General features: G+C 68.9%; 17 protein-coding genes. 6 read left to right on the top strand and 11 right to left on the bottom strand.

The window, feature by feature from the left end; translation table 11 throughout:
- The first annotated feature begins 233 nt into the window (after nucleotides 1–233).
- The 5 genes from gltB (at nucleotide 234) to EV699_RS10500 (ending at nucleotide 8,609) form a co-directional block, all read left to right on the top strand.
- A complete protein-coding gene (gene gltB, locus EV699_RS10520) occupies nucleotides 234–4,694 on the top strand; it encodes a glutamate synthase large subunit (protein ID WP_132542399.1) in 4,461 nt (1,486 codons plus the stop codon).
- Between the two features lie 83 nt (nucleotides 4,695–4,777).
- Entirely contained in the window at nucleotides 4,778–6,193 is a 1,416-nt protein-coding gene (locus EV699_RS10515; protein ID WP_132542397.1) for an FAD-dependent oxidoreductase, read from the top strand.
- A 158-nt stretch (nucleotides 6,194–6,351) separates the two neighbouring features.
- Nucleotides 6,352–7,422 carry a uroporphyrinogen decarboxylase gene (gene hemE, locus EV699_RS10510; RefSeq protein ID WP_132542395.1) on the top strand — a complete coding sequence of 357 codons (1,071 nt, stop codon included), beginning with the start codon at nucleotides 6,352–6,354 and terminating at the stop codon, nucleotides 7,420–7,422.
- A gap of 13 nt (nucleotides 7,423–7,435) precedes the next feature.
- Nucleotides 7,436–7,918, top strand: a complete 483-nt coding sequence (locus EV699_RS10505; protein ID WP_132542393.1) for an NUDIX domain-containing protein — start codon at nucleotides 7,436–7,438, stop codon at nucleotides 7,916–7,918.
- Nucleotides 7,919–8,003: 85 nt separating this feature from the next.
- The gene (locus EV699_RS10500; protein WP_132542391.1) at nucleotides 8,004–8,609 is read left to right on the top strand and encodes a CBS domain-containing protein; all 606 of its coding nucleotides are present in this window, start codon (nucleotides 8,004–8,006) and stop codon (nucleotides 8,607–8,609) included.
- Between the two features lie 68 nt (nucleotides 8,610–8,677).
- On the opposite strand, the gene EV699_RS10495 is transcribed toward EV699_RS10500, so the two are convergent.
- The 6 genes from EV699_RS10495 to EV699_RS10470 form a co-directional block, all read right to left on the bottom strand.
- Complete coding sequence (locus EV699_RS10495) at nucleotides 8,678–10,963, bottom strand: NADP-dependent malic enzyme (RefSeq protein WP_132542389.1); 2,286 nt, start codon at nucleotides 10,961–10,963, stop codon at nucleotides 8,678–8,680.
- Nucleotides 10,964–11,198: 235 nt separating this feature from the next.
- Nucleotides 11,199–12,509: a dicarboxylate/amino acid:cation symporter gene (locus tag EV699_RS10490; protein WP_132542387.1), complete on the bottom strand. Its 1,311-nt coding sequence runs from the start codon at nucleotides 12,507–12,509 to the stop codon at nucleotides 11,199–11,201.
- A 65-nt stretch (nucleotides 12,510–12,574) separates the two neighbouring features.
- On the bottom strand, nucleotides 12,575–13,636 hold the full coding sequence (locus EV699_RS10485) for a type II asparaginase (protein ID WP_165904094.1): 1,062 nt from the start codon (nucleotides 13,634–13,636) through the stop codon (nucleotides 12,575–12,577).
- Between the two features lie 112 nt (nucleotides 13,637–13,748).
- Nucleotides 13,749–15,167 (bottom strand): aspartate ammonia-lyase, encoded by a 1,419-nt coding sequence (aspA, locus tag EV699_RS10480; protein ID WP_132542385.1) that lies wholly within the window; start codon nucleotides 15,165–15,167, stop codon nucleotides 13,749–13,751.
- Between the two features lie 220 nt (nucleotides 15,168–15,387).
- Complete coding sequence (locus EV699_RS10475; RefSeq protein ID WP_165904093.1) at nucleotides 15,388–16,281, bottom strand: LysR substrate-binding domain-containing protein; 894 nt, start codon at nucleotides 16,279–16,281, stop codon at nucleotides 15,388–15,390.
- Nucleotides 16,282–16,375: 94 nt separating this feature from the next.
- Nucleotides 16,376–18,685, bottom strand: coding sequence for an NADP-dependent malic enzyme (locus EV699_RS10470; protein WP_243662627.1), 2,310 nt, complete (start codon nucleotides 18,683–18,685; stop codon nucleotides 16,376–16,378).
- A gap of 293 nt (nucleotides 18,686–18,978) precedes the next feature.
- Between EV699_RS10470 and EV699_RS10465 the strand changes: the two genes are divergently transcribed.
- The gene (locus tag EV699_RS10465) at nucleotides 18,979–20,493 is read left to right on the top strand and encodes a fumarate hydratase (RefSeq protein WP_132542381.1); all 1,515 of its coding nucleotides are present in this window, start codon (nucleotides 18,979–18,981) and stop codon (nucleotides 20,491–20,493) included.
- Nucleotides 20,494–20,676: 183 nt separating this feature from the next.
- Here the strand turns inward: EV699_RS10465 and EV699_RS10460 are convergent, their stop codons facing one another.
- The 5 genes from EV699_RS10460 to efp all read right to left on the bottom strand — a co-directional run bounded on the left by EV699_RS10460 (nucleotide 20,677) and on the right by efp (nucleotide 26,055).
- A complete protein-coding gene (locus tag EV699_RS10460) occupies nucleotides 20,677–22,131 on the bottom strand; it encodes a biotin carboxylase (protein ID WP_132542379.1) in 1,455 nt (484 codons plus the stop codon).
- Between the two features lie 83 nt (nucleotides 22,132–22,214).
- Nucleotides 22,215–23,237 carry a C45 family autoproteolytic acyltransferase/hydrolase gene (locus tag EV699_RS10455; protein WP_243662626.1) on the bottom strand — a complete coding sequence of 341 codons (1,023 nt, stop codon included), beginning with the start codon at nucleotides 23,235–23,237 and terminating at the stop codon, nucleotides 22,215–22,217.
- 31 nt (nucleotides 23,238–23,268) lie between these two features.
- Nucleotides 23,269–24,168, bottom strand: coding sequence for a carbon-nitrogen hydrolase family protein (locus EV699_RS10450; RefSeq protein ID WP_132542377.1), 900 nt, complete (start codon nucleotides 24,166–24,168; stop codon nucleotides 23,269–23,271).
- 263 nt (nucleotides 24,169–24,431) lie between these two features.
- On the bottom strand, nucleotides 24,432–25,427 hold the full coding sequence (gene epmA, locus EV699_RS10445) for an EF-P lysine aminoacylase EpmA (RefSeq protein WP_132542375.1): 996 nt from the start codon (nucleotides 25,425–25,427) through the stop codon (nucleotides 24,432–24,434).
- 58 nt (nucleotides 25,428–25,485) lie between these two features.
- A complete protein-coding gene (gene efp, locus EV699_RS10440; RefSeq protein ID WP_132542373.1) occupies nucleotides 25,486–26,055 on the bottom strand; it encodes an elongation factor P in 570 nt (189 codons plus the stop codon).
- Nucleotides 26,056–26,068 lie beyond the last annotated feature (13 nt).

The following is a 26,068-nucleotide window of genomic DNA, read 5'->3' as shown; positions in this document are numbered from 1 at the left end:
ACAACCCCGAAAACCTTCAGAAAGTCAATACCTTCGTGTCAGCATGCGTTTACGTTGCGGCAGTGCAGCGTTATACTGCGCGGCCGCGCGGTCGATCGGCGGGCGATGCGCGCAAGGACCTTCCGGAACGGTCCCATGCCGCTCACGCCACCCCGCGACCACCCCCGGACGTGTCCGAACGGCCACATTGACGTGCCGTTCCCCTTGGCGGCTCTCTACTCGGCGGAGCGACGATGCAAGCGATGACTGACCAGGGCCTCTACCGGCCCGATTTCGAGCACGACAACTGCGGATTCGGCTTGATCGCGCACATGGACGACAAGGCCAGCCACTGGCTCGTCCAGACGTCCATCAACGCCCTGGCACGCCTCACCCACCGCGGCGCGGTCGCCGCCGACGGCAAGTCGGGTGACGGCTGCGGGCTGCTGATGAAGGCGCCGGAGGGCTTCCTGCGCGCGGTCGCCGCGGAGGCCGGGTTCGAACTCGCCGCCAGCTTCGCCGCCGGCCTGATCTTCCTGAACCCCGACGCCGCGCTGGCGGCATCGGCCCGCGCCCAGCTCGAAGCCGAGATCGCCCGCGAGGGCCTCGCCACCGCCGGCTGGCGCGAGGTGCCGATCGACACCACGTGCTGCGGCGAGGAGGCGCTGAAGACCCTGCCGCGCTTCGAGCAGGTGTTCGTCAACGCGCCGGACGGCATGGGCGTCGACGAGTTCGAGCGCCACCTGCTGCTGGCGCGCCGCCGCGCGTCGCGCGAACTGATGGACAGCGATCCGGCCTTCTACGTCGTCACGCTGTCGAGCCAGACGCTGGGCTACAAGGGCCTGGTGATGCCGGCCGCGCTGCCGGTGTTCTACCCCGACCTGCGCGACCCCAGGCTCGAAGCGTCGATCTGCGTGTTCCACCAGCGCTTCTCGACCAACACCACGCCGCAGTGGCGCCTGGCGCAGCCGTTCCGCTTCCTCGCCCACAACGGCGAGATCAACACCATCCGCGGCAACCGCAACTGGGCGCTGACACGCGGTTACACCTTCCATTCGCCGCTGTTCGACATGCAGGACCTGCGGCCGATGGTCAACATGACCGGCTCCGACTCCAGCTCGCTCGACAACATGCTCGAAGTGCTGCTCGCCGGCGGCATGGACGTGTTCCGCGCGATGCGCCTGCTGGTGCCGCCGGCCTGGCAGAACGTCGAACACCTCGACGCCGACCTGCGCGCGTTCTACGAGTACAACTCGATGCACATGGAGCCGTGGGACGGCCCCGCCGGCATCGTGCTCACCGACGGCCGCTACGCCGCGTGCACGCTCGACCGCAACGGCCTGCGCCCGGCGCGCTGGGTGCAGACCCGCGACCGGCATTTCACCATCGCCTCCGAGATCGGCGTGTACGACTACGCGCCCGAGGACGTCGTCGCCAAGGGACGCGTCAAGCCCGGCGAGATGCTGGCGATCGACACCGTGACCGGCCAGATCCTGACGCCGGCGGACATCGACAACCTGCTGAAGACCCGCCAGCCGTACCGCAAGTGGCTGGCGAAGAACACGCACTACCTGAAGAGCGTGTTCAAGGTCGACAAGGCCTGCGCCGACCCGTTCGAGCCCGAAGAACTCGAGGTCTACCAGAAGCTCTTCCAGGTGACCTTCGAGGAACGCGACCAGCTGCTGCGCATCCTGGCCGAGGGTGGCCAGGAGGCGGTCGGCTCGATGGGCGACGATACCCCGTTCGCGGTCCTGTCCACCCAGGAGCGCTCGGTCTACGACTACTTCCGCCAGCAGTTCGCGCAGGTCACCAACCCGCCGATCGACCCGCTGCGCGAGGCGATCGTGATGTCGCTCGAAGGCTGCCTCGGCGCCGAGGGCAACATGTTCGTCGAGGACGAGGGCCTGTCGGAACGCCTCGTCGTCAGCGGCCCGGTCCTCTCGGAGGGCAAGTTCCGGGCCCTGATGAGCCTCGGCGGCCGCTACACCAACCACCTGATCGACCTCAATTATCCGGCCGAGGAAGGGCTGGCGGCGGCGGTGCAGCGCTTCACCGACGAGGCGGTCGCCGCGGTGAACGCCGGGCGCGTGATGCTGGTGCTGTCCGACCGCGCGATCGCCCGCGGCAAGCTGCCCGCACACGCGCTGCTCGCCGTCGGCGCGATCCATCAGCGACTGACCCGCGAGGGCCTGCGCTGTCGCTGCAACCTGGTGGTGGAGACCGCGACCGCGCGCGACCCGCACCAGTTCGCCGTGCTGATCGGCTTCGGCGCGTCGCTGATCTACCCCTACCTCGCCAACGAGGTGATCCAAGACCTGGTGCGCAGCGGCGAGATCGAGACCAGGGACACCGCGAAGCTCGCCGAGAACTACCGCAAGGGCATCAACAAGGGCCTGTTCAAGATCATCTCGAAGATGGGCATCAGCACCATCAACAGCTACCGCGGCGCGCAGTTGTTCGAGATCGTCGGCCTGCACGACGAGGTCGTGGAGCTGTGCTTCACGCACACGCCGAGCCGCATCCAGGGGGCGAACTTCGCCGACCTCGAGGCCGACCAGCGCACGCTCGCGCAGAAGGCCTGGCTGCCGCGCGTGGCGCTCGAACAGGGCGGCCTGCTCAAGTACATCCACGGCGGCGAGTACCACGCCTACAACCCCGACGTGGTCCAGGAGCTGCAGGCCGCCGTCAACAGCGGCGACTTCAAGCGCTGGCAGCACTACTCGGCGACGGTCAACGAGCGCCCGCCGGCGATGTTCCGCGACCTGCTGCGCCTGCGCACCGAAGCCTGCACGCCGGTGCCGCTGGAAATGGTCGAGCCGATCGAGTCGATCATGCCGCGCTTCGACTCCGCCGGCATGTCGCTGGGCGCGCTCTCGCCCGAGGCGCACGAAACCCTCGCCGAGGCGATGAACCGCCTGGGCGGACGCTCGAACTCCGGCGAGGGCGGCGAGGACCCGGCGCGCTACGGCACCATCCGGATGTCGAAGATCAAGCAGGTCGCCTCGGGGCGCTTCGGCGTCACCCCGGCCTACCTGGTCAACGCCGAGGTGCTGCAGATCAAGATCGCCCAGGGCGCCAAGCCCGGCGAGGGCGGCCAGCTCCCCGGCGACAAGGTCGACGACACCATCGCCCGGCTGCGCTTCTCGCGCCCCGGCGTGGCGCTGATCTCGCCGCCGCCGCACCACGACATCTACTCGATCGAGGACCTCGCGCAGCTGATCTTCGACCTGAAGCAGGTCAACCCGCAGGCGCTGGTGTCGGTGAAGCTGGTGGCCGAAGCGGGCGTCGGCACCATCGCCGCCGGCGTCGCCAAGGCCTACGCCGACCTGATCACCATCGCCGGCTACGACGGCGGCACCGGCGCGAGCCCGCTGAGCTCGGTGAAGTACGCGGGCTCACCGTGGGAACTCGGGCTGACCGAGACGCACCAGACGCTGCGCCGCAACAACCTGCGCGACAAGGTCCGGCTGCAGACCGACGGCGGCCTCAAGACCGGGCTCGACGTGGTCAAGGCGGCGATCCTCGGCGCCGAGAGCTTCGGCTTCGGCACCGGGCCGATGATCGCGATGGGCTGCAAGTACCTGCGCATCTGCCACCTCAACAACTGCGCGACCGGCGTGGCGACGCAGAACAACGTGCTGCGCCTGAACCACTACAAGGGCACCGTCGAGAAGGTGATGAACTACTTCAGGTTCATCGCGATGGAGGTGCGCGAGCTGATGGCGGCGCTCGGCGTGGCCCGCTTCACCGACCTGATCGGCCGCACCGACCTGCTCGAAGCCATCGCCGGCACGCACCCCAAGCACGGCCGGCTCGACCTGTCGCCGGTGCTGTCCGACGCGGGGGTGCCCGCCGAGGTCGCGCGCTTCTGCGTCGAACCGCACAACGCGCCCTATGACAAGGGCGAGCTGGCCGAGCAGATGGTGCGCGACACGCTGCCGGCGATCGAGAAGAAGGCCGGCGGCGAGTTCGCCTACGTGCTGAACAACACCAACCGCTCGATCGGTGCGCGGCTGTCCGGCGAGATCGCCAAGCGCCATGGCGACTACGGCATGGCCGACACGCCGATCACGCTCAGGCTGACCGGCACCGCCGGGCAGAGCTTCGGCGTGTGGAACGCCGCCGGCCTCAACCTGGTGCTCGAAGGCGACGCCAACGACTACGTCGGCAAAGGCATGGCCGGCGGCAAGCTGGTGATCTATCCGCCGCGCAGCGCCAGCTACGCGAGCCAGCACGCCACCATCATCGGCAACACCTGCCTGTACGGCGCGACCGGCGGCAAGCTGTTCGCCGCCGGCCAGGCCGGCGAGCGCTTCGCGGTGCGCAACTCGGGGGCGTTCGCGGTGGTGGAAGGCGTCGGCGACCACGGCTGCGAGTACATGACGGGCGGCGTGGTGGTGGTGCTCGGGCGCACCGGCGTCAACTTCGGTGCCGGCATGACCGGCGGCTTCGCCTGCGTGCTCGACGAGGACAACAACTTCGTCGACCGCTACAACCACGAGCTGATCGACATCCACCGCATCTCGACCGAGGCGATGGAGCCGCAGCGCAACTACCTGCGCTCGATGATCGAGGAGTTCGTGGCCGAGACCGGCAGCCCGTGGGGCCAGGCGATCCTCGACGACTTCCGCCACTACGTCGGCAAGTTCTGGCTGATCAAGCCCAAGGCGGCCGACCTCAACGGCCTGATCGACACCCTGCGGCGCGCGGCCTGAGCCGCTGCCCGCACCACGCCGGGGCGGCCGCGCGCCGCCCCGGCAGCCGCCCGATTACTGCCTACACCGGAAAGCGGATAGCCATGTCCAAAGCCAAGCCCCTGCTGTTCCTCGACGTCGGCCGCATCGACCCCGCCAAGGTGCCGGCCGAGATCCGCCGCTCCCAGTTCAAGGAGATCTACGGCCAGTTCGAACCCGCGGCCGCGGCCGCGCAGTCGGGGCGCTGCCTGCACTGCGGCAATCCGTACTGCGAGTGGAAGTGCCCGGTGCACAACTACATCCCGAACTGGCTGCAGCTCGTCAACGAGGGCAACCTGTTCGAGGCGGCCGAGCTCTCGCACAAGACCAACTCCCTGCCCGAGATCTGCGGCCGCGTCTGTCCGCAGGACCGCCTGTGCGAGGGCGCGTGCACGCTGAACGACGGCTTCGGCGCGGTCACCATCGGCTCGGTCGAGAAGTACATCACCGACACCGCGCTCGCCGCGGGCTGGCGGCCCGACCTGTCGCAGGTCAAGCCCACCGGCAAGCGCGTGGCGGTGATCGGTGCCGGCCCCGCCGGCCTGGGCTGTGCCGACGTGCTCGCCCGCAACGGCGTCAAGGCGGTGGTGTTCGACCGCCACCCGCAGATCGGCGGCCTGCTGACCTTCGGCATCCCGCCGTTCAAGCTCGAGAAGGACGTGGTGCAGCGCCGCCGCGAGGTGCTCGAAGGCATGGGCGTCGAATTCCGCCTCGGCGTCGAGGTCGGCCGTGACCTCGCCTTCCAGACGCTCGTCGACGAGTTCGATGCCGTGTTCCTCGGCATGGGCACCTACACCTACATGAAGGGCGGCTTCCCGGGCGAGGACCTCCCCGGGGTGTACGACGCCCTGCCCTTCCTGATCTCCAACATCAACCGCCTGCTCGGCTACGAGAAGAGCCCCGCCGACTTCATCGACATGAACGGCCGTCGCGTGGTGGTGCTCGGCGGCGGCGACACCGCGATGGACTGCAACCGCACCTCGATCCGCCAGGGCGCGGCGAGCGTCACCTGCGCCTACCGCCGCGACGAGGCCAACATGCCGGGGTCGAAGCGTGAGGTCGCCAACGCCAAGGAGGAAGGCGTGCGCTTCCTGTGGAACCGCCAGCCGGTGGAGATCGTCGGCAACGAGAAGGTCGAGGGCGTCAAGGTCGTCACCACCCGCCTCGGCGCCCCGGATGCGCGCGGCCGCCGCTCCCCCGAGGTGGTGCCCGGCTCGGAGGAGATCATCCCCGCCGACCGCGTGCTGATCGCCTTCGGCTTCCGCCCCGATCCGCAGCCCTGGTTCGCCGAGTTCGGCGTCGGCACCGACGAGCGCGGGCGCGTGCAGGTGCGTCCCGCCGGCTCCCACGCCCAGTTCCAGACCGCGAACCCGAAGGTGTTCGCCGGCGGCGACATGGTGCGCGGCTCCGACCTGGTCGTCACCGCGGTGTTCGAAGGGCGCGAGGCGGCGCGCGGCATCCTCGATTTCCTCGAGGTCTGACGCGCGCGCGTCCCCGCGTGCACCATGAAAAAGCCGGCGGCCGCCGGCTTTTTCCGTTTTCGGGCACCGGCAGCCGCGCCGCCGAGTTGCAGGTCTGTGACACGGCGGCCACACTTGCGCGGTCGCACCGTGCGTGCACCCTCGTCGAGCAACCCGTGATGCAACCGCTCCAGAACGACCGCTTCCTGCGCGCCCTGCTGCGCGAGCCGGTCGACCTCACCCCGGTCTGGATGATGCGCCAGGCCGGTCGCTACCTCCCCGAGTACCGCAGCACCCGCGCCCGCGCCGGCAGCTTCATGACCCTGTGCACCACGCCGGAACTGGCCTGCGAGGTGACCCTGCAGCCGCTGGCCCGCTTCGCGCTCGACGCGGCGATCCTGTTCTCCGACATCCTCACGGTGCCCGACGCGATGGGCCTGGGCCTGTCCTTCGCCGAGGGCGAGGGGCCGCGCTTCGCGCGCCCGGTGCGCAGCGAGGCCGACGTGCGCCGCCTCGCGGTCCCCGACCCCGAGCGCGAGCTGCGCTACGTCGTCGACGCGGTGCGCCTGATCCGCCGCGAGCTCGACGGCCGCGTACCGCTGATCGGCTTCGCCGGCAGCCCCTGGACCCTCGCCACCTACATGGTCGAGGGCGGCTCCAGCAAGGAGTTCGCGCTGATCAAGGGCCTGCTCTACAGCCGCCCGGAACTGCTGCACGCCCTGCTCGACGTCACCGCGCGCGCGGTCACCGCCTACCTGAACGCGCAGATCGCGGCCGGCGCGCAGGCGGTGATGGTGTTCGACACCTGGGGCGGGCTGCTCGCCCCGACCCCCTACCGCGAGTTCTCGCTCGCCTACATGGCGCGCATCGTCGAAGGGCTGACCCGCACGGCCGAAGGCCGGCGCGTGCCGGTGATCCTGTTCACCAAGGGCGGCGGCCAGTGGCTCGAAGCGATGGCCGACAGCGGCTGCGACGCGCTCGGCCTGGACTGGACCACCGAGCTCGGCGCGGCGCGCGCGCGCGTCGGTGAGCGCGTCGCCCTACAGGGCAACCTCGACCCCTGCGTGCTCTATGCGCCGCCGGAGCGCATCCGCGAGGAGGTCGGGCGGGTGCTGGCGAGCTTCGGCCGCGGCCCGGGGCACGTCTTCAACCTCGGCCACGGCATCCACCCGCAGGTCGACCCCGAACATGCCAGGGTGATGATCGATGCCGTACATGAACTCTCGCGGCCGTACCACGCGGCCGGCTGAGCAGGGCCCGACCATGTCGAGGCTGAGCGCACTGAGGGACACCCTCCCGGCCGCGGGCAGCGGCGTGCGCATCCTGTCCTGCGGCGTGATCCTGCTGCACCGCCCCGAACGCAAGAGCTGGCGCTACCTGCTGCTGCGCGCCTTCAACTACTGGGACTTCCCCAAGGGCATGTGCGAACCCGGCGAGACGCCGCTCGCCGCCGCGATCCGCGAGGTGCGCGAGGAGACCACGATCACCGAGCTCGACTTCCGCTGGGGCGAGGTGTTCCGCGAGACCCCGCCCTACAACCACGGTGCCAAGGTGGCGCGCTACTACATCGCCTGCACCGGCTGCACCCACGTCGAACTCCCGGTGAGCCCCGAGCTGGGGCGCCCCGAGCACAGCGAGTACCGCTGGGTGCGCCGCGACGAAGCCTGGGAACTGCTGACGCCGCGGGTGCGCGCGGTGCTGCGCTGGTCCGACAACATCCTGCGGGGCCCGCACGGGCCGCGCTGATCACGCGACAGCCACGGATTTACAAGGTGATCGCCGAGGTCTATGCCTATGGACGGTCCGCGTCTCAATCATCCCGGAGGCCCCTATGGAGCATGGCAAGTTCAACACGCTTACATTCCGTAAGCTCGATGTCGGCGTCACCTACTTCCGCCCCCACCAGGCCCTGCCCGAGCGGGTGCGCCAGGAGGATCCCGCGATCGACGTGATGACCGACCTGCGTCAGGTCGCGGCGATCATGGTGTCGCTGACCACGCCGCTCAGCATGGCGCTCGAACGGATGGTCAAGGGCGGCGTGCGCATGCTCCTGGTCGTCGACCCCGACGGCACCGTGCGCGGCCTGATCACCAGCCGCGACATCCAGGGCGAGAAGCCGATGCGCATCCTCGAAAAGACCGGCGGCAAGTTCGAGGAGCTGCTGGTGCGCGACATCATGACGCTGTATCCGAAGCTCGAGGTGCTGCCGCTGGAGGACGTGCTGCGCGCCCGCGTCGGCGACATCATCGCCACGCTGCGCGACTCCGGACGCCAGCACGCGCTGGTGCTCGACTTCGACGACACCACCGGCAAGGAGGCGATCCGCGGCATCTTCTCGCTCGCACAGATCGGCAAGCAACTGGGGCTCGACATCCACCCGGCCGACCGTCCCACCACCTTCGCCGAGATCGAACAGGCACTGCTGCACTCGGGCTGACGGCCGCGTGGCAAAAAACAAGGGCGACCCGCGGGTCGCCCTTTCTTTTCACCCCGCGGTACGCGGACTCAGGCGCCCTGCACGACCTCCAGCAGCTGCGCGTCGACCGCCGCGATCGCACTCATGTTGACGATGCGCCGCACCGTGGAGGCATTGGTCAGCACGTGCACCGGCTGGTTCACGCCGAGCAGCATCGGGCCGACGGCGACGGCATCCGAGACCATCTTGATCAGGTTGTAGGCAATGTTCGCGGCATCGAGGTTCGGCAGGATCAGCAGGTTGGCCGAGCCGCTCAACTGCGAATCGGGGAACAGCCGCGAGCGCAGCACCTCCGACAGCGCCGTGTCGCCCTGCATCTCACCCTCCACCTCCAGCCCGGGCGCCAGGTCATGGACGAGCTGCAGCGCCGTCGCCATCTTGCGGGCGGTCGGCGAATCGTCCGAGCCGAAGTTGGAGTGCGACAAGAGCGCCACCTTCGGCGTGATGCCGAAGCGGCGCACCGCCTCGGCGGCCATCACCGTCATGTGCGCGATGTCCTCCGACGAGGGGTCGTAGTTGACGTGCGTGTCGCAGAGGAACAGCGGCCCCTTCGGCGTCAGCAGCATGTTCATCGCCGCGGCGTTCTTGACGCCGGGGCGCAGGCCGATCACGTCGAGCACGTGCTCGAGGTTGCGCCGGTAGCGGCCGACCGTGCCGCAGATCATCGCGTCGGCATGGTCGAGGCGCACCAGCAGCGCGCCGAGCACGGTGTTGCGGGTGCGCACGCGCATGCGCGCGTTGTCGAGCGTCATGCCCTGGCGGCACAGCAGGCGGTGGTATTCGCGCAGGCACTCGTCGAAGTAGGGATGGTCGCGGACGTCGATGAGCTCGACGTTCTCGCCGAGCACGAGGTTCAGCTCGAGCGCGCGGATGCGTGCCTCGACGCGCTCGCGGCGGCCGAGCAGGATCGGCCGGGCGAGGCCGTCGGCCACCACCACCTGCACCGCACGCAGCACGCGGTCGTCCTCGGCGTCGGAGAACACCACGCGCTTGGGTTCGGTGCGGGCGCGATCGAACACCGGCTTCATGACCATGCCGGAGCGGTAGACGTAACGCGACAGCTCCTCGCGGTAGGCGGCGAAGTCGGCGATCGGCCGCGCCGCCACGCCGGAATCCATCGCCGCGCGGGCGACCGCGATCGGCAGGTCGATGATCAGCCGCGGGTCGAAGGGCTTGGGGATCAGGTACTCGGGGCCGAACGACAGGTCCTGGCCGGCATAGACCGCCATCACTTCCTCGGTCGGTTGCTGCGTGGCGAGGTCGGCGATCGCCCGCACGCAGGCGAGCTTCATCTCCTCGTTGATGGTGGTCGCGCCGACGTCGAGCGCGCCGCGGAAGATGTACGGGAACACCAGGACGTTGTTGACCTGGTTCGGGTAGTCCGAGCGCCCGGTGGCGATGATCGCGTCGGGGCGCGCGGCCTTGGCGATCTCGGGCAGGATCTCGGGGGTCGGATTGGCCAGCGCGAAGATCAGCGGCTGCGCCGCCATCGTGGCGACCATCTCGCCCGACAGCACCCCCGGCGCCGACAGGCCGAGGAAGATGTCGGCGCCGGCGACGATCTCGGCGAGCTTGCGCGCCGAGGTCTCCTGGGCGAAGCGCGCCTTGCGCTCGTCCATCAGCGTGGTGCGTCCCTGGTAGACCACGCCCTCGATGTCGCTGACCCAGATGTTGCCGCGCGGGATGCCGAGCGACACCAGCAGTTCGAGGCAGGCCAGCGCCGCCGCACCGGCGCCCGAGCACACCAGCTTGACCTTCTGCATGTCCTTGCCGACCAGGCGCAGGGCGTTGAACACCGCGGAGCCGACGACGATCGCGGTGCCGTGCTGGTCGTCGTGGAACACCGGGATCTTCATCCGGCTGCGCAACTGCTCCTCGATGTAGAAGCACTCCGGCGCCTTGATGTCCTCGAGGTTGATGCCGCCGAAGGTCGGTTCGAGCCGGGCGATGGTGTCGATCAGCGCATCGGGGTCGCGCTCGTCGATCTCGATGTCGAACACGTTGATGCCGGCGAACTTCTTGAACAGCACGCCCTTGCCTTCCATCACCGGCTTGGCGGCGAGCGGGCCGATCGCGCCGAGGCCGAGCACCGCGGTGCCGTTGGTGATCACCGCCACCAGGTTGCCGCGTGCGGTCACCGTCGCCGCCTCGTTCGGGTCCTCGACGATCGCCTCGCACGCGTACGCCACCCCCGGCGAGTACGCCAGCGCCAGGTCGCGCTGCGTGGCCAGCGGTTTGGTCGGCGCCACCTCGATCTTTCCCGGCACCGGGGTGCGGTGGTAATGCAGGGCCATGCTCTTCAGATCGTCGGACATCTAGGGGCTCCCTCGAATTCTCGTGCGTGCGGATGGCTCCGCCCGACCGCGTACGCTCCCGGCGGTCAGGTGGATGGCGGGCTATGTTAACGGTCCGCTCGTGGTTTCGACCAACGCAATGACGCGTCCCGTCCGTGCGCCATCGTGGATGTCGCTACCACATCGCGGCAGCAGTACGCCCCGCGGCGCACCGGCATCCGTGCCGGGCGTCGCGGGGCCTCGTCGGGCGTGGATCTCAGGAGACGGCGGGTTCGGCCACCGGCGCCTCGCCGGCGCCCGCACCGGGCTTGGCCGGCGCCGCGGGTTCGGCGTGCGCATGCGGCTGCAGGTCACCTTCCCACTTCGACACCACCGCGGTGGCGATGCCATTGCCGATGACGTTGACCGCGGTGCGCCCCATGTCGAAGAACTGGTCGATGCCGATCAGCAGCAGCAGGCCCGCTTCGGGGATGCCCACCGAGGGCAGCGTCGCCGCCACCACCACCAGCGAGGCGCGCGGCACGCCGGCGATGCCCTTGCTGGTGATCATCAGCGTCAGCGCCAGTGCCACCTGCGAACCGATGCTCATGTCGACGCCATAGACCTGGGCGACGAACATCGAGGCGAAGGCGCAGAACATCATCGAGCCGTCGAGGTTGAACGAGTAGCCCATCGGCAGCACGAAGCTCGCGACCTTGTTGCTGCAGCCGAAGCGCTCGAGCTGCTCCAGGGTCTTCGGGAAGGCGGCCTCGCTGCTCGCGGTGCTGAAGGCGAGCAGCGTCGGCTCGCGCAGGTACTTCACCAGGCGCAGGACGCGGCGGCCGAGCACGAGGCTCGCGGCGGCCACCAGCAGGATCAGCAGCAGCGCGATGCCGATGTAGAACTCACCGATGAACTTGCCGTAGGTGGCCAGCACGCCGAGCCCCTGGCGGGCGACGATCGCCGCCATCGCCGCGAACACCGCGATCGGCGAGAAGTTCATCACGAAGGTCGTCACCTTCAGCATGATGTGCGCGAGCATGTCGAGGTCGGCGATCAGCGCGCGGGTACGCTGCCCCAGCGCCGCCGCGGCGAGGCCGAAGAACACCGCGAACACGACGATCTGCAGGATCTCGTTGGTCGCCATCGCCTCGATGACGCTCTTCGGCACCAGGTGCGCGACGAATTCCTTCAGCGACAGCGCGCTCTTCTGCAGGCCGGTCACCGCGCCCGCATCGGGCAGCGTGAGGCCGGAGGCCACGCCGGGCTGGAACAGGTTGACCAGCAGCATGCCGAGGGTGATCGACACCGCCGAGGCGCCGACGAACCACAGCAGGGTCTTCGCGCCGATGCGGCCGACGGTGCCGATGTCGTCCATCTTGGCGATGCCGACCACCAGCGTGGTGAACACCAGCGGCGCGATGATCATCTTGATCAGGCGCAGGAAGATCTCGGTCAGCAGCGAGATGTTGGCAGCGAAGCTCTTCACCCATTCCGGATCGGGCACCAGTTCGCGCACGGCCTGGCCGGTGATCACGCCGAGCACCATCGCGACGAGGATGTAGCTCGTCAGTTTGTTGGATCGCATGGTTCGTCTTCTCCTCTGGAAACGGGGCCCGCCGCCCCGGCAACGGACGGCGGGCGGGCAGCGGCTCAGTACGTGAAGAACAGCTTCTGGAGCGCCTGCGGATCCTGGGTCTGCGTCAGCGCGAGCATCAGCAGCACACGCGCCTTCTGCGGATTGAGATCGTCGGCGACGACGAAGCCGTACTTGGCGTCATCGACCTCGCCGTCCAGCGTCACTCGCCCGCTGCCGGCGCGGCTGCTGCGGACCACGGCGACCCCCTTCTGGCGCGCCTCGGCCAGGGCCTTCTCCACGGCCGGATTGAAGTTGCCGTTACCGACGCCGGCGAAGACGATGCCCGCCGCGCCGCTCTTCACCGCGGCGTCGATCTGCGCGCTGTTGTCGCCGGCGTAGCCGTAGACGATCTCGACCCGCGGCAGGCTGTCGAGCTTGGCGACGTCGAAGGTGCTCGTGCGGGTGTGGGTGCGCAGCACCGTGCGCATCAGCTCCACCTTGCCGTTGGCGACGCTGCCGAGCGGCCCTTCGTTGGGCGAGCGGAAGGTGGCGACGCTGGTGGTGCTGGTCTTGGTCACGCCGCGGGCGTCGAGCACCTGATCGTTCATCGCCACCAGCACGCCCTTGCCCGCGGCCTGCGGCGACGCCGCCAGGGTGATCGCCTCGTAGAGGTTCGCCGGGCCGTCGGCGCTGATCGCCGTCGACGGGCGCATCGCGCCGACCAGCACCACCGGCTTGTCGCTGCGCAGCGTGAGGTTCAGGAAGTACGCGGTCTCTTCCAGCGTGTCGGTGCCGTGCGTGATCACCAGGCCGTCGACCTCGGGCGAGGCCAGCAGCTCGTTGGCGCGCCGGGCGATCTTCAGCCACACCTCGGGGGTCATCGCCTGGCTGCCGAGCTGCACCACCTGCTCGCCGCTGAGGCGGGCGAGCTTCTTCGCCTCGGGCACGGCGTCGAGCAGCGCGTCGATCGGCAGGCGCGCCGAGGTGTAGGCACCGCTGCCGGCGGACTCGCCGGTGCCGGCGATGGTGCCGCCGGTGGCGAGCACCTTGATCGCGGGCTGGGCGGTGCCGGCGAAGGCGGCGCCGGTGCACAGCGTGGCGGCGATCAGCAGGGCGATCGGGGTCTTGCGCAACATGGTCGGTTCTCCTCTCAGGACTCTTTATTTGGGCGAAACGGGCACGAACAGACCCTACCGGCGCGCGCGGGTCGCGCCGGGTCGGGGGTGAAACGCTTGGAGTGCTGGGGACTTAGCCGGCGACGCGACGCGGCTGCGTCATGTGCTCGGGCTTGAGGATGTCGGCGAGCTGCTCGGGGCTCAGCAGGCCCTGTTCGAGCACCAGGTCGGCGACACGCCGGCCGGTCTCCAGCGCCTGCTTGGCGATGCGCGTGGAGTTCTCGTAGCCGATGTAGGGGTTCAGCGCGGTGATGATGCCGATGCTGTTCTCGACCAGTTCGCGACAGCGCGCCTCGTTGGCGGTGATGCCGCGCACGCAGCGCTCGGCCAGCACGTCCATCGCACGCGTCATCATCCGCATCGACTGCAGGATGTTGAAGGCGATCACCGGCTCCATCACGTTGAGCTGCAGCTGCCCGGCCTCGGCGGCGAAGGTCACCACCAGGTCGTTGCCGATCACCTGGTAGGCGACCTGGTTCACCACCTCGGGGATCACCGGGTTGACCTTGCCCGGCATGATCGACGAACCCGGCTGCATCGGCGGCAGGTTGATCTCGCCGAAGCCGGCGCGCGGGCCGCTGGCGAGCAGGCGCAGGTCGTTGCAGATCTTGGAGATCTTCACCGCGACGCGCTTCAGCGTGCCGGAGAACATGACGAAGGCGCCGGTGTCGGAGGTCGCCTCGACCAGGTTGTCGGCCAGCACCAGCGGCACGCCGGCGATCTGCGACAGCTCCGCGACCACCAGCGGCGCGTAATCGGGATCGGTGTTGATGCCGGTGCCGATCGCGGTCGCGCCCATGTTGATTTCGCGGAACAGCTTGACCATCTCGCGGATGCGGTCGATGTCCTCGCCGACCGTGGTCGCGAAGGCGCCGAACTCCTGCCCCAGCGTCATCGGCACCGCGTCCTGCAACTGGGTGCGGCCCATCTTGATGACGCCGCCGAACTCGCCCGCCTTGCACCGCAGATCGCCGCACAGGGTTTCCATCGCCTGCACCAGATCGTTGTAGCTCAGCAGCAGGCCGAGGCGGATCGCCGTGGGGTAGACGTCATTGGTCGACTGCGACAGATTGACGTGGTTGTTCGGGTGCAGGTACTGGTATTCGCCCTTGCGGTGGCCGAGCAGTTCCAGCCCGCGATTGGCGATCACCTCGTTGGCGTTCATGTTGGTCGAGGTGCCCGCCCCGCCCTGGATCATGTCGACGACGAACTCGTCGTGCAAGCGCCCCGCGATGATCTCATCGCACGCCACGCAGATCGCCGCACTCAGTTCCGGGGAAAGCTGGCCGAGCTTCTGGTTGGCGATCGCCGCCGCCTTCTTCACCATCGCCAGCGCGCGGATGAAATTCGGGAAATGCGCGAGGGTGATGTCGGTGATGCGGAAGTTCTCCTGCGCACGCAGGGTCTGTACGCCGTAATACGCGCTGTTCGGAATCTGGCGTTCGCCGAGCAGATCGTATTCGACGCGGAAATTTTCGGGGGCGTTCGTCATTTCTCGTCTGTTCCTCGAAAGATGCAGTGGCATGGGCCCGGCGATTTCCCTTGTTCGCGGCTGCGAGGGCGATCCGGCGGGTGCGTGCATATTCGAGTTACAGCGCTGCGCGGTCCAATGAGAAATCAGCGCGGCCCCATGCGTCGCGTGCATAGCATGCGGAGCACGGATGCGCCCATGCATGTCATGCATAAAGTTACGGTTGTACGCCGCGGCGGGATCAGCCGAGGTTCGACCAGATGGTGTCGACGATGCTGCGCTCGCCACCGAGGGCGCGGTACAGGCGCACGTCGAGCCCGGTGGCGAAGCCGGCGTCGCCGGCGGGCACCAGCAGCCCCTGCTGCAGTTCCTCGGCGATCAGGTTCTCCGGCATCCAGGCGATGCCGTGCCCCTCGACCGCCATCGCCTTCAGCGCGTCGGCCATCGGGTTCTCGAAGCAGCAGCGCAGGTGCGGCGGCTCGGCCTGCTGGCCGACGATGAACTCGACCGCCTGGCCGAGGAAGGTGTTCGGCGAGTACGCCAGGTACGGCAGCGGCGCGCGGCGCGAGCCCGGCAGCCGGTAGCGCGGTTCGCCGCGTGCATCCGGTGCGCTGATCGCGAAGAAACGCTCGCTCGCCAGGTGCACCGAGGGGTAGCGCCCGGGGTCGAGCAGCAGCGGGATCGACGGGTGCGCGTAGCTCAGCACGAAGTCGGCGCTGCCCTCGAACAGCGCACGCACGCAGTTGTGGGGGTTGTCGGGCACCAGGCGCGAATCGAAGCGCCCGATGCGGGCCACGCAGGCGCTCAGCCACTTCGGGAAGAAGGTCACCGTCAGCGCGTGCAGCGCGTAGAAGGTCACCGCGTCGCGATTGGTGCGCTGCTTGCCGCGCAGCTCGTCGCGCATCTCGTAGAGCACGCGCAAGGCTTCCTCGGCGGTGTCGCGGAAGGCCGCGCCGGCCGGGGTCAGCGTGGTCGGGTAGGAACTGCGATCGACCAGCGGCACGCCGATCCACAGCTCCAGCGCCTTGATGCGCCGGCTGAAGGTCGACTGCGTGACGTAACGCACCTCGGCCGAGCGCGAGAAACTGCGGGTTTCGGCCAGGCTGAGAAAATCCTCCAGCCATTTGAGCTCCACGACATCCACTCCTGTATCGGCACGGCGGACAAAAGCGCGAGGGCGACCTCGCGGTCGCCCTCGCCGGGGGCTACACCGGTGCGGGGAAGCGCACTCAGATGCTCGGATCGGGCTCCTGCGCGGCGAACACCTGCGCATCGACCGCCGCCAGCGCGCTCATGTTGACGATGCGCCGCACCGTGGCGGCGGTGGTCAACACGTGCACCGGCTTGGCCACGCCCATCAGCATCGGGCCGATCGCCACCGCGTCGGTGACCATCTTCACCAGGTTGTAGGCGATGTTGGCGGCATCGAGCGTCGGCAGGATCAGCAGGTTGGCCGAACCGCTGAGCGTCGAGTTCGGGAACAGGCGGTTGCGCAGCGGCTCGGACAGCGCCGTGTCGCCCTGCATCTCGCCTTCGACCTCGAGTTCGGGCGCCATGTCCTTCAGCAGTTCGAACGCGCGCGCCATCTTGCGCGACGAGGCGGTCTCGTCGGAGCCGAAGTTGGAGTGCGACAAGAGCGCCACCTTCGGCGTGATGCCGAAGCGGCGCACCTCCTCGGCCGCCAGCGCCGTGATCTGCGCGATCTCCTCCGCGCTCGGTTCGATGTTGATGTGGGTGTCGGCGAGGAACAGCGGTCCCTTGGGCGTCAGCAGCAGGCTCATCGCCGCCGGCTGCTGCACGCTGTTGCGCTGGCCGATGACGTCGACGATGTGCTCGTAGTGGCGGCGGAAGCGCCCCACCGTGCCGCAGATCATCGTGTCGGCCAGCCCCAGGCGCACCATCAGCGCACCGAGCACGGTGCCGCGGGTGCGCACGCGGATGCGCGCGTTCTCCATCGTCATGCCGCGGCGCTCGCGCAGGCGGTGGTATTCCTTCCAGCAGGCCTCGTAGTACGGGTGGTCGCGCATGTCGACGACCTCGACGTCCTCGCCCGGGCGCACGTGCAGGCCGAGCGCCTTGATGCGTTCGGCGATGCGCTCGGGGCGCCCGATCAGCAGCGGCCTGGCCAGGCCGTCGTCGACCACCACCTGCACCGCGCGCAGCACGCGGTCGTCCTCGCCTTCGGCGTAGACCACGCGTTTGGGGTCGGCCTTGGCGCGCTCGAACACCGGCTTCATGACCATGCCGGAGCGGATCACGAAGCGCGACAGCTCCTCGCGGTAGGCGGTGAAGTCCTCGATCGGGCGCGTGGCCACGCCCGAGGCCATCGCGGCGCGGGCGACCGCGATCGGCATCTCCAGGATCAGCCGCGGATCGAAGGGCTTGGGGATCAGGTACTCGGGGCCGAAGCTCAGCGTCTGGTCGCTGTAGGCCGCCATCACCTCCTCGGTCGGCTCCTGCATCGTCAGGTCGGCGAGCGCCCGCACGCAGGCGAGCTTCATCTCCTCGTTGATCACCGTCGCGCCGACGTCGAGCGCGCCGCGGAAGATGTACGGAAAGCAGAGCACGTTGTTGACCTGGTTCGGATAGTCCGAACGCCCGGTGGCGATGATCGCGTCGGGGCGCACCGCCTTGGCCAGTTCCGGCAGGATCTCCGGCGTCGGGTTGGCGAGCGCCAGGATCAACGGCTGCGGCCCCATGGTCTTCACCATGTCCTGGGTCAGCACGCCGGGCCCGGACACGCCGAGGAAGATGTCGGCGCCGACGATCGCATCGGCGAGCGTGCGTGCGTCGGTGCTGCGGGCGTAGCGCGCCTTGGAGGCGTCCATCTTCTCGTCGCGCCCGGCGAAGATCACGCCCTTGGAGTCACACACCAGCGTGTTGGCGCGGTCGAGGCCGAGCGCGACCAGCAGGTCCAGGCAGGCGATCGCCGCCGCGCCGGCGCCCGAGCACACCAGCTGCACCTCCCCGATGCGCTTGCCGACCAGGCGCAGGCCGTTCAGCACCGCCGCCGCGGTGATGATCGCGGTGCCGTGCTGGTCGTCGTGGAACACCGGGATCTTCATCCGGCTGCGCAGTTGCTGCTCGACGTAGAAGCACTCCGGCGCCTTGATGTCCTCGAGGTTGATGCCGCCGAAGGTCGGTTCGAGACTGGCGATGATCTCGACCAGCTTCTCCGGATCGCGCTCGTCGATCTCGATGTCGAACACGTTGATGCCGGCGAACTTCTTGAACAGCACGCCCTTGCCTTCCATCACCGGCTTGCCGGCGAGCGGGCCGATCGCGCCGAGGCCGAGCACCGCGGTGCCGTTGGTGATCACCGCCACCAGGTTGCCGCGTGCGGTCACCGTCGCCGCCTCGTTCGGGTCCTCGACGATCGCCTCGCACGCGTATGCCACCCCCGGCGAATACGCCAGCGCCAGGTCGCGCTGCGTGGCCAGCGGCTTGGTCGGTGCCACCTCGATCTTTCCCGGCACCGGGGTGCGGTGGTAATGCAGGGCCATGCTCTTCAGATCGTCGCTCTTCATGTCATCGGACATCGATGCTTCCTCGGCTCTGTTCGTGTTGGTGGGCATTTCTGTTGCGAGTGCCGGCCCCTGGGGCCGGGCGGGGTCCGAAGCATCGCCCGCGTCGCGCTGCCACCCTGGGCGGCCCGCACGGGACCGCCGATCGTCAGTATAAGTTCGCCCGCGCGACGCACGCCGGGCTTTGTAGTCCATGCGTAGCCCACTACAGGACGGCTACCGCCCGGGCGGCCGCTGCCGGCGGCTTCCTGTTACTATTCCGCGGCTTTCCCGCCAGCCACGGCCACCTCGCCCGGAGCCCACGCACGATGACCACGATCCGCCAAGAAGACTTCATCCAGTCGGTCGCCGACGCCTTCCAGTACATCAGCTACTACCACCCGGTCGACTACATCAAGGCGCTGGCGGCGGCCTACGAGCGCGAGGAAAGCCCGGCGGCGAAGGACGCCATCGCACAGATCCTGATCAACAGCCGCATGTGCGCCGAGGGGCACCGGCCGATCTGCCAGGACACCGGCATCGCCGTGGTGTTCCTCAAGGTCGGCATGGACGTCCGCTGGGACGCCACGCTGAGCCTGCAGGAGATGGTCAACGAGGGTGTGCGCCGCGCCTACCTCGACCCCGACAACAAGCTGCGCGCCTCGGTGCTGCTCGACCCCGCCGGCAAGCGCCAGAACTCCAAGGACAACACCCCGGCGGTGGTGCACTACGAGATCGTCCCCGGCCACCACGTCGAGGTGATCTGCGCGGCCAAGGGCGGCGGCTCCGAGGCGAAGTCGAAGTTCGCGATGCTGAATCCCTCCGACAGCCTGGTCGACTGGGTGCTGAAGACCGTGCCGACGATGGGCGCCGGCTGGTGCCCGCCGGGCATCCTCGGCATCGGCATCGGCGGCACGCCGGAGAAGGCCATGCTGCTCGCCAAGGAAGCGATCATGGCGCCGGTCGACATCCAGGAGCTGATCGCGCGCGGCCCGTCGAACCGCGCCGAGGAACTGCGCCTCGAACTCTACGAGAAGGTCAACGCGCTCGGCATCGGCGCGCAGGGGCTGGGCGGCCTCACCACCGTGCTCGACGTCAAGGTGCTCGACTACCCGACCCACGCCGCCAACCTGCCGGTGGCGATGATCCCGAACTGCGCCGCCACCCGCCACGCCCACTTCCACCTCGACGGCAGCGGCCCGGCGGTGCTGACCCCGCCCTCGCTCGACGACTGGCCGCAGATCACCTACGACGCCAGCAAGGGCCGGCGCGTCGACCTCGACAGCATCACCCGCGAGGACGTGCAGGCCTGGCAGCCGGGCGAGGTGCTGCTGCTGTCCGGCAAGCTGCTGACCGGGCGCGATGCCGCGCACAAGCGCATGGTCGACATGCTGAACCGCGGCGAGGCGCTGCCGGTCGACTTCAACAACCGCTTCATCTACTACGTCGGCCCGGTCGACCCGGTGCGTGACGAGATCGTCGGCCCGGCCGGCCCGACCACCGCCACGCGCATGGACAAGTTCACCCGGCAGATGCTCGAAGCCACCGGCCTGCTCGGCATGATCGGCAAGGCCGAGCGCGGCCCGGTGGCGATTGAGGCGATCCGCGACAACAAGGCGGTGTCGCTGATCGCCGTCGGCGGCGCGGCCTACCTCGTCTCCAAGGCGATCCGCAAGTCGAAGGTGCTCGCCTTCGAGGACATCGGCATGGAAGCGATCTACGAGTTCGAGGTGCAGGACATGCCGGTGATGGTCGCAGTCGATTCCAGGGGCAGCTCGGTGCACCAGAGCGGGCCGCGGGAATGGCAGGCGAAGATCGGCAAGATCCCGGTCGTGAGCGCCTGAGCACGGGTAGCGGCCAGGCCCCTACCCTCCCCGACCAGGCGGCCGCAAGGCCGCCTGGTCTTTTCACAGCCTCCCGCCCGGGCGCTGCAGCCGCTGGCGCGAGGTGTTCAATATCCTGCACACGGCGCCCGTGCCGCTCCCCCCGAAAAGCACGACCCCCGCACGGGGCGGGGGCCGGGAACATCAGAACATCTTGCCCTCGAACGGGTCGGGCGGGACCACCGGCACGTGCGGCGCCGGCGGCACGCCCTCGAACTGCGCGAGGATGCCCCTGGCCCAGATCTTCGCGCGCTCGGTCAGTTCGCGGTCGTCGGTCTGCATGCGCCCGCGGGTGAACAGGATGCCCATGTCGGCGCCCTTGTAGCGGTACTCGGCGGCGCCGTAGACGCGCATGTAGAAGCCTTCGTCCTCGCCGACCACCTCGGTGAAGTCGGTGGCGAAGCGGTCGAAGCGGATGCTGCCATCGGGGTTCAGCTTCCAGATGCCCGAGGCCGGCGCACGGGTGATCAGCTCGACCTTGTCCTCGCTCTGCTTCAGCACCAGCTGGCTCCAGGTGTCGAACTCGACCCAGCGCGCCTGCACCGCATCGAGGTCGATGGTGTAGTCGACGTCCATGAACTCGAGCAGGTGGAACAGGAACAGCGGCACGCCGCCGTACATCGAGGTGATCAGGTTGGTCGGCGGGGAGGCGCCGCTGATGCGCGGGTTGAGCTCACCGAGGTAGACCTCGCCGGTGTCGGTGTCGATCAGGAAGTCGACGCAGAACACACCCTTGTAGCCTTCCTTCCACAGCCGGTCGCCGAGCGCCTGCGCCATCTTGCGCACCTTGTCGCGGCGCTCCGGCGGCAGCGCGCCGGGGAAGACGTCGTTGCCGCACCAGCCACCCTTGTACGGCGTGAGCTCCTCGAAGCCGGTGATGTCCATCATCATCGGCCCGACCAGGGTGCCGTGGCGGGTGGCGCAGGCCTCGAGGGTGCCGGGCATGTGCCGGATGTAGCGCATGACCTTGAGTTCCTCGTCCTCCATCTTGTCGGCGTACTTCTCCCAGTCGGCCTCGCTCTTGACGAAGAACGTGGTGCGGCCGGAGTCGCCGTAGGGGGTCTGCACCACCAGGTCGGTACCGAGGTTCGCGCCCTGCGCGAGCGTGAGCAGCTCGGCGTAGGTCTTCGCGCGGCCCATGGTGTTGGGGGCGCTGGCGACGCCGGCCTCGTTGCCGAGCCGGGTGGTCTCGATCTTCGAGTCGATGCGCCGGCGCAGCACGTCGGGGGGCAGCGCCATCTCGCAGCCGAGTTCGCGCACCAGCTGCTCGCTCTCCTCGTCGAACATCACCAGCATGACCTTGCCGGGGCCGGTCGCCTTGATGTGGTCGACGACCTCCTTGTGGCCGAGCAGGAAGTTGCCGACCTCCTCCATCGACATGAAGTCGCGCCAGCCCGACAGGTGCGGCACGAAGCAGCGCGGGTGGTGCCGGTCGAAGGAGTCGAAGTAGTTGATGAACTCGATGTTCTTCACCCAGCGGTCGATGCCGAGCAGGCTGAAGGGCACCGGCGAGACGAAGTAGATCGGCGTCGTGTTGGTACGGAAGAACGAGAAGATCTCGGACAGCCCGTTCAGCGACGGGCGCGCGGCGGTATTCATGGGTCCTCCGGGTGGCTGTTGTGGTCGGAACAGTCGCCGCACCGCGCTGAGCAGGCGGTGCAGCCACGGCCAGCTAGGATGATTCATGCAGGGCCCGCCGGGTGTGCGGCCGCGCGCACGACGTAGCGCACGTGCTGCTCGCCCTCGACGAAGTCGTCGAAGCCGAGCCGCCAGGAACGGTCCGGCCACAGGCATTCCATCGCACCCTCGCGCGGCAGGTAGCGCGAGGTGTACAGCGTGCCCCAGCCGCCGGCGTGCGTGGCGCGGTACACCGGCGGCATCAGGAAGGCACGGGTGAGCTGGTCGAGCGATCCCTGGCCGTCGGCGACGCAGTGCACCAGCGCCTGCTCGCGTTCGACGGTGGCCCAGATGCGCGCATGCTCGGGCCAGTCGATCGCCCCCTGGCGGTTGGTCGAGACCTGCGCGGCGGTGACCACCGGCTCGCGGTCGGGCGCGATGAAGGCGGTCAGGTGACGCGCCTCGCGGTCGAGCACGGCGACGTTGTAGGCCATCTGCACCGGCACGCGCCTGAGCACGGCGGCGGCCTCGCGCGTGGTGGTACAGGTCTCGAGCAGGTAGCGGACGATCAGCGCGATACCAAAGCCCGGCCCCACCGGCCGCCGGCCGCCGAAGGCCAGCGACACCGCGAGCCCGTGCTCGTTGATGCCGTCGAGCGCGCCCCAGCTGCAGTCGGCCATCGCGATCACGCGCGTGCCGGTGTAGCGGGTCTTGAGGATCACGCCGTCGAGCAGGTGCGAACGGTAGTCGTAGTTGCGCAGCAGCGCCGGGCGCGCGCCGCGCGTCCACATCGCCTGCGAGCAGGCGGCGAGGAAGGGCGTCGGGCTGTACAGCGACAGGAAGCGCGCCATCTGGTCGTCGCCGTCGACGGCCCCGATCAGCCGTTCGTACACCGGCACCAGCTCGGGCATGTGGGTGCGCAGCATGCGCAGGCAGACGGCGTACGAGGGACGCACCGCCTCGCCCTCGCGCAGGAACCATTCACGGTACGACGGCCAGCAGCGCTCGAACTGCGCCCGCAACTTGGGACCGGGCTGGTCCTCGGCGATGGCCCGGAACGTCAGGTACACGTCGTCGGCCGAACCCACCGACCGCCCCCCCGCGCCGTGCCCGCCCACCTCACGCCTCGCCCTTGTTCCTGAGTCCCGGCGTGCCGGCGGCGGCGACCGAGCCCTGGCAGGGCTTGACCAGCTTGCCGAGGGTGTCGAGGTAGGGGTGGTTCCAGCGGTTGCGATCGTAGACGGTGAGGTCGACGCGCCGGTCGCGGAAGCTCTTCAGCGTCTGGCCGAGCCCACGCATGCCGGTCTCGCGCTGCCGGCGGACCACGTCGAGGTCGATCTCGATCGGGATGAACTCCTCGTTGGTCAGCGACTTGTGCAGGTAGCGCCCGCTCGGGTCGACGACGCAGGACTGGCCGTTGCCGCCGGCGCCGAGGCCGTTGATGTCGAACACGTAGCACTGGAACATCGCCGCATTGGCCTGCGCCATCGACAGTTCGACGTCGCGGTCGATGGTATGGGTGAGCACCGGGTGCAGGATCACCTCGGCGCCCATCGCGGTGACGGTGCGCGTGGTCTCGGGGAACCACATGTCGAAGCAGATCAGCACCGCGAAGCGGCCGACGTCGGGCACGTCGAAGAGCAGGAAGTCTTCGCCCGGGGTGACGCCGGATTCGAACGGAAAGAACGGGAACACCTTGCGGTGGCGCCCGACCACCTCGCCGTCGGGGTTGATCACCGAGGAGGTGTTGTAGATCGCCCCCTCGCAGCGTTCGAACATCGAGCCGGTACACATCCACACGCGGTGCTTGCGCGCGAGCGCCTGGAACGGCTCCTCGGCCGGGCCGGGCAGTTCCTGGGCGTGTTCGAGCAGCGGACCGAACGGCGCGAGTTCGCTCAGCACGATCATCTGCACCCAGGGATACAGGTGCATCAGCAAATCGACCCGGTGACGGATGGCGTCGATGTTGTTGTGGGCGGCGATGTGCATCTGGATGCCGGCAATCGCGAACGGGGTCATCGGCGGGAGGCTCCTGGGCAGCCGCTGGCCGGTGATCCGGAGCGGCGATCTAGTGTTGAAAAGGTTAAACACTCCGCGCAACAGAACGCCAAACACGCCCCTCCGCTAGCAGCATTCGTGCCGCTATTCTGGGGCGATCGTTACCACAACGGGCGGCACCGGCGACTGCCAACGCGATCGATTCACCATACCCATGTTTAATTCGTTAAACAAGATCGCCCACCGGGCGGCCCGGACCGCCGTCGGCGCGGCGGCAGCGGTGCTCAGGCGCGGTCGATCGGGAAGCTCATCACCGCAGCTAGCGAGCCGGCCCCGGCGGCCAGCATCAGCAGGCGGTCGAAACCGAGCGCCACCCCCGCGCAGGCCGGCAGGCCGGCGGCCAGTGCCTGCAGCAGCGCCTCGTCGGCCGGCACGTCGGCCAGCCCGGCGACGGCGCGCGCCGCGCGCTCGGCCCCGAAGCGCGCGCGTTGTTCGTCCGCGTCGCCGAGTTCGTGGAAGCCGTTGGCGAGTTCGACGCCTTCCAGGTACAGCTCGAAGCGCTCCCCCAGCGGCGGATCGCCGGGCCGCAGCCGCGCCAGCGCCGCCTGGCTCGCCGGATAATCGTAGACGAAGGTCAGACGACCACGACCGAGTTCGGGCTCGATCAGGTGGGTCAGCAGCAGGTCGAGCCAGGGATCGCGCGCGTCCTCGGGCATGCCGGGCGGCGGCTCGATGCCGCGCTCGCGACACACCGCGCGCAGCGTGCGCACGCCGGCGCGATGCGGATCGAAGCCGCAGTGGCGCACGAACGCGCCGGCATAGCTGAGGCGTTCGGGTTCACCGAGCGCGCGGCGGTCGGCGAGCAGCGCGGTGACCAGCTCGGCCACCTCGTCCATCAGGCGGCGATGGTCGAAGCCGACGCGGTACCACTCGAGCAGGCTGAACTCGGGGTTGTGCCGCCGCCCCGCCTCGCCGTCGCGAAACACCTTGGCGAGCTGCCAGATGCAGCCGCTGCCGGCGGCGAGCAGGCGCTTCATCGGGAATTCCGGCGAAGTGTGCAGGTACAGCCGCTGGCCGTGGCGCGGGCCGGGGCCGTGGTAGACGGTGTCGAAGCTCGCCAGGTGCGGATCGGTGGCGCCGGCGCAGGACAGCGCCGGGGTGTCGACCTCGAGCACCCCGCGGGCGGCGAAGAAGGCCCGCGTGCGGTTCAGCAGTTCGGCGCGCAGGCGCAGGTGCGCGAGCGGCGCGCTCGGGCGCCAGGCGTCGGTGTCGATGGCCATGCGGGGGCTCCCGGAAACGCCACGGGGGCCCGCGGGCTCCTGTGGCGGCACGCGTCGGTCACTCCTTGACGCGCGACACGTACTCGCCGGTACGGGTGTCGACCTTGACGACCTCGCCGGTCTGCACGAACAGCGGCACGCGCACCACCGCGCCGGTCTCGAGCGTCGCCGGCTTGCCGCCGCCGCCGGAGGTGTCGCCCTTCAGGCCGGGGTCGGTCTCGACGATCTTGGCGACGATGAAGTTCGGCGGGTTCACCGTCAGCGGCACGCCGTTCCACAGCGTGATCTGGCAGATGTCGTTCTCCTTCATCCATTTGCCGCTGTCGCCGACGGCGTTGGCATCGGCGCTGATCTGCTCGAAGCTCTGCTGGTCCATGAAGTGCCAGAACTCGCCGTCGTTGTAGAGGTACTGCATCTCGACGTCCATCACGTCGGCGCCCTCGGCGGTGTCGCCCGACTTGAAGGTGCGTTCGATGGTGCGTCCGGTCTTGAGGTTGCGGACCTTCACGCGGTTGAATGCCTGACCCTTGCCGGGCTTGACGAACTCGTTCTCGACGATCGCGTAGGGATCGCCGTCGAGCATGATCTTCAGGCCGCTCTTGAACTCGTTGGTACTGTACGTGGCCATATTTCCGCCTTTC

Source organism: Plasticicumulans lactativorans (assembly GCF_004341245.1).
GTDB classification, from domain to species: Bacteria; Pseudomonadota; Gammaproteobacteria; order Competibacterales; family Competibacteraceae; genus Plasticicumulans_A; species Plasticicumulans_A lactativorans.
The sequence above is the reverse complement of the archived record's forward strand: the minus strand, read 5'-3'. Positions and strand labels throughout refer to the sequence as shown.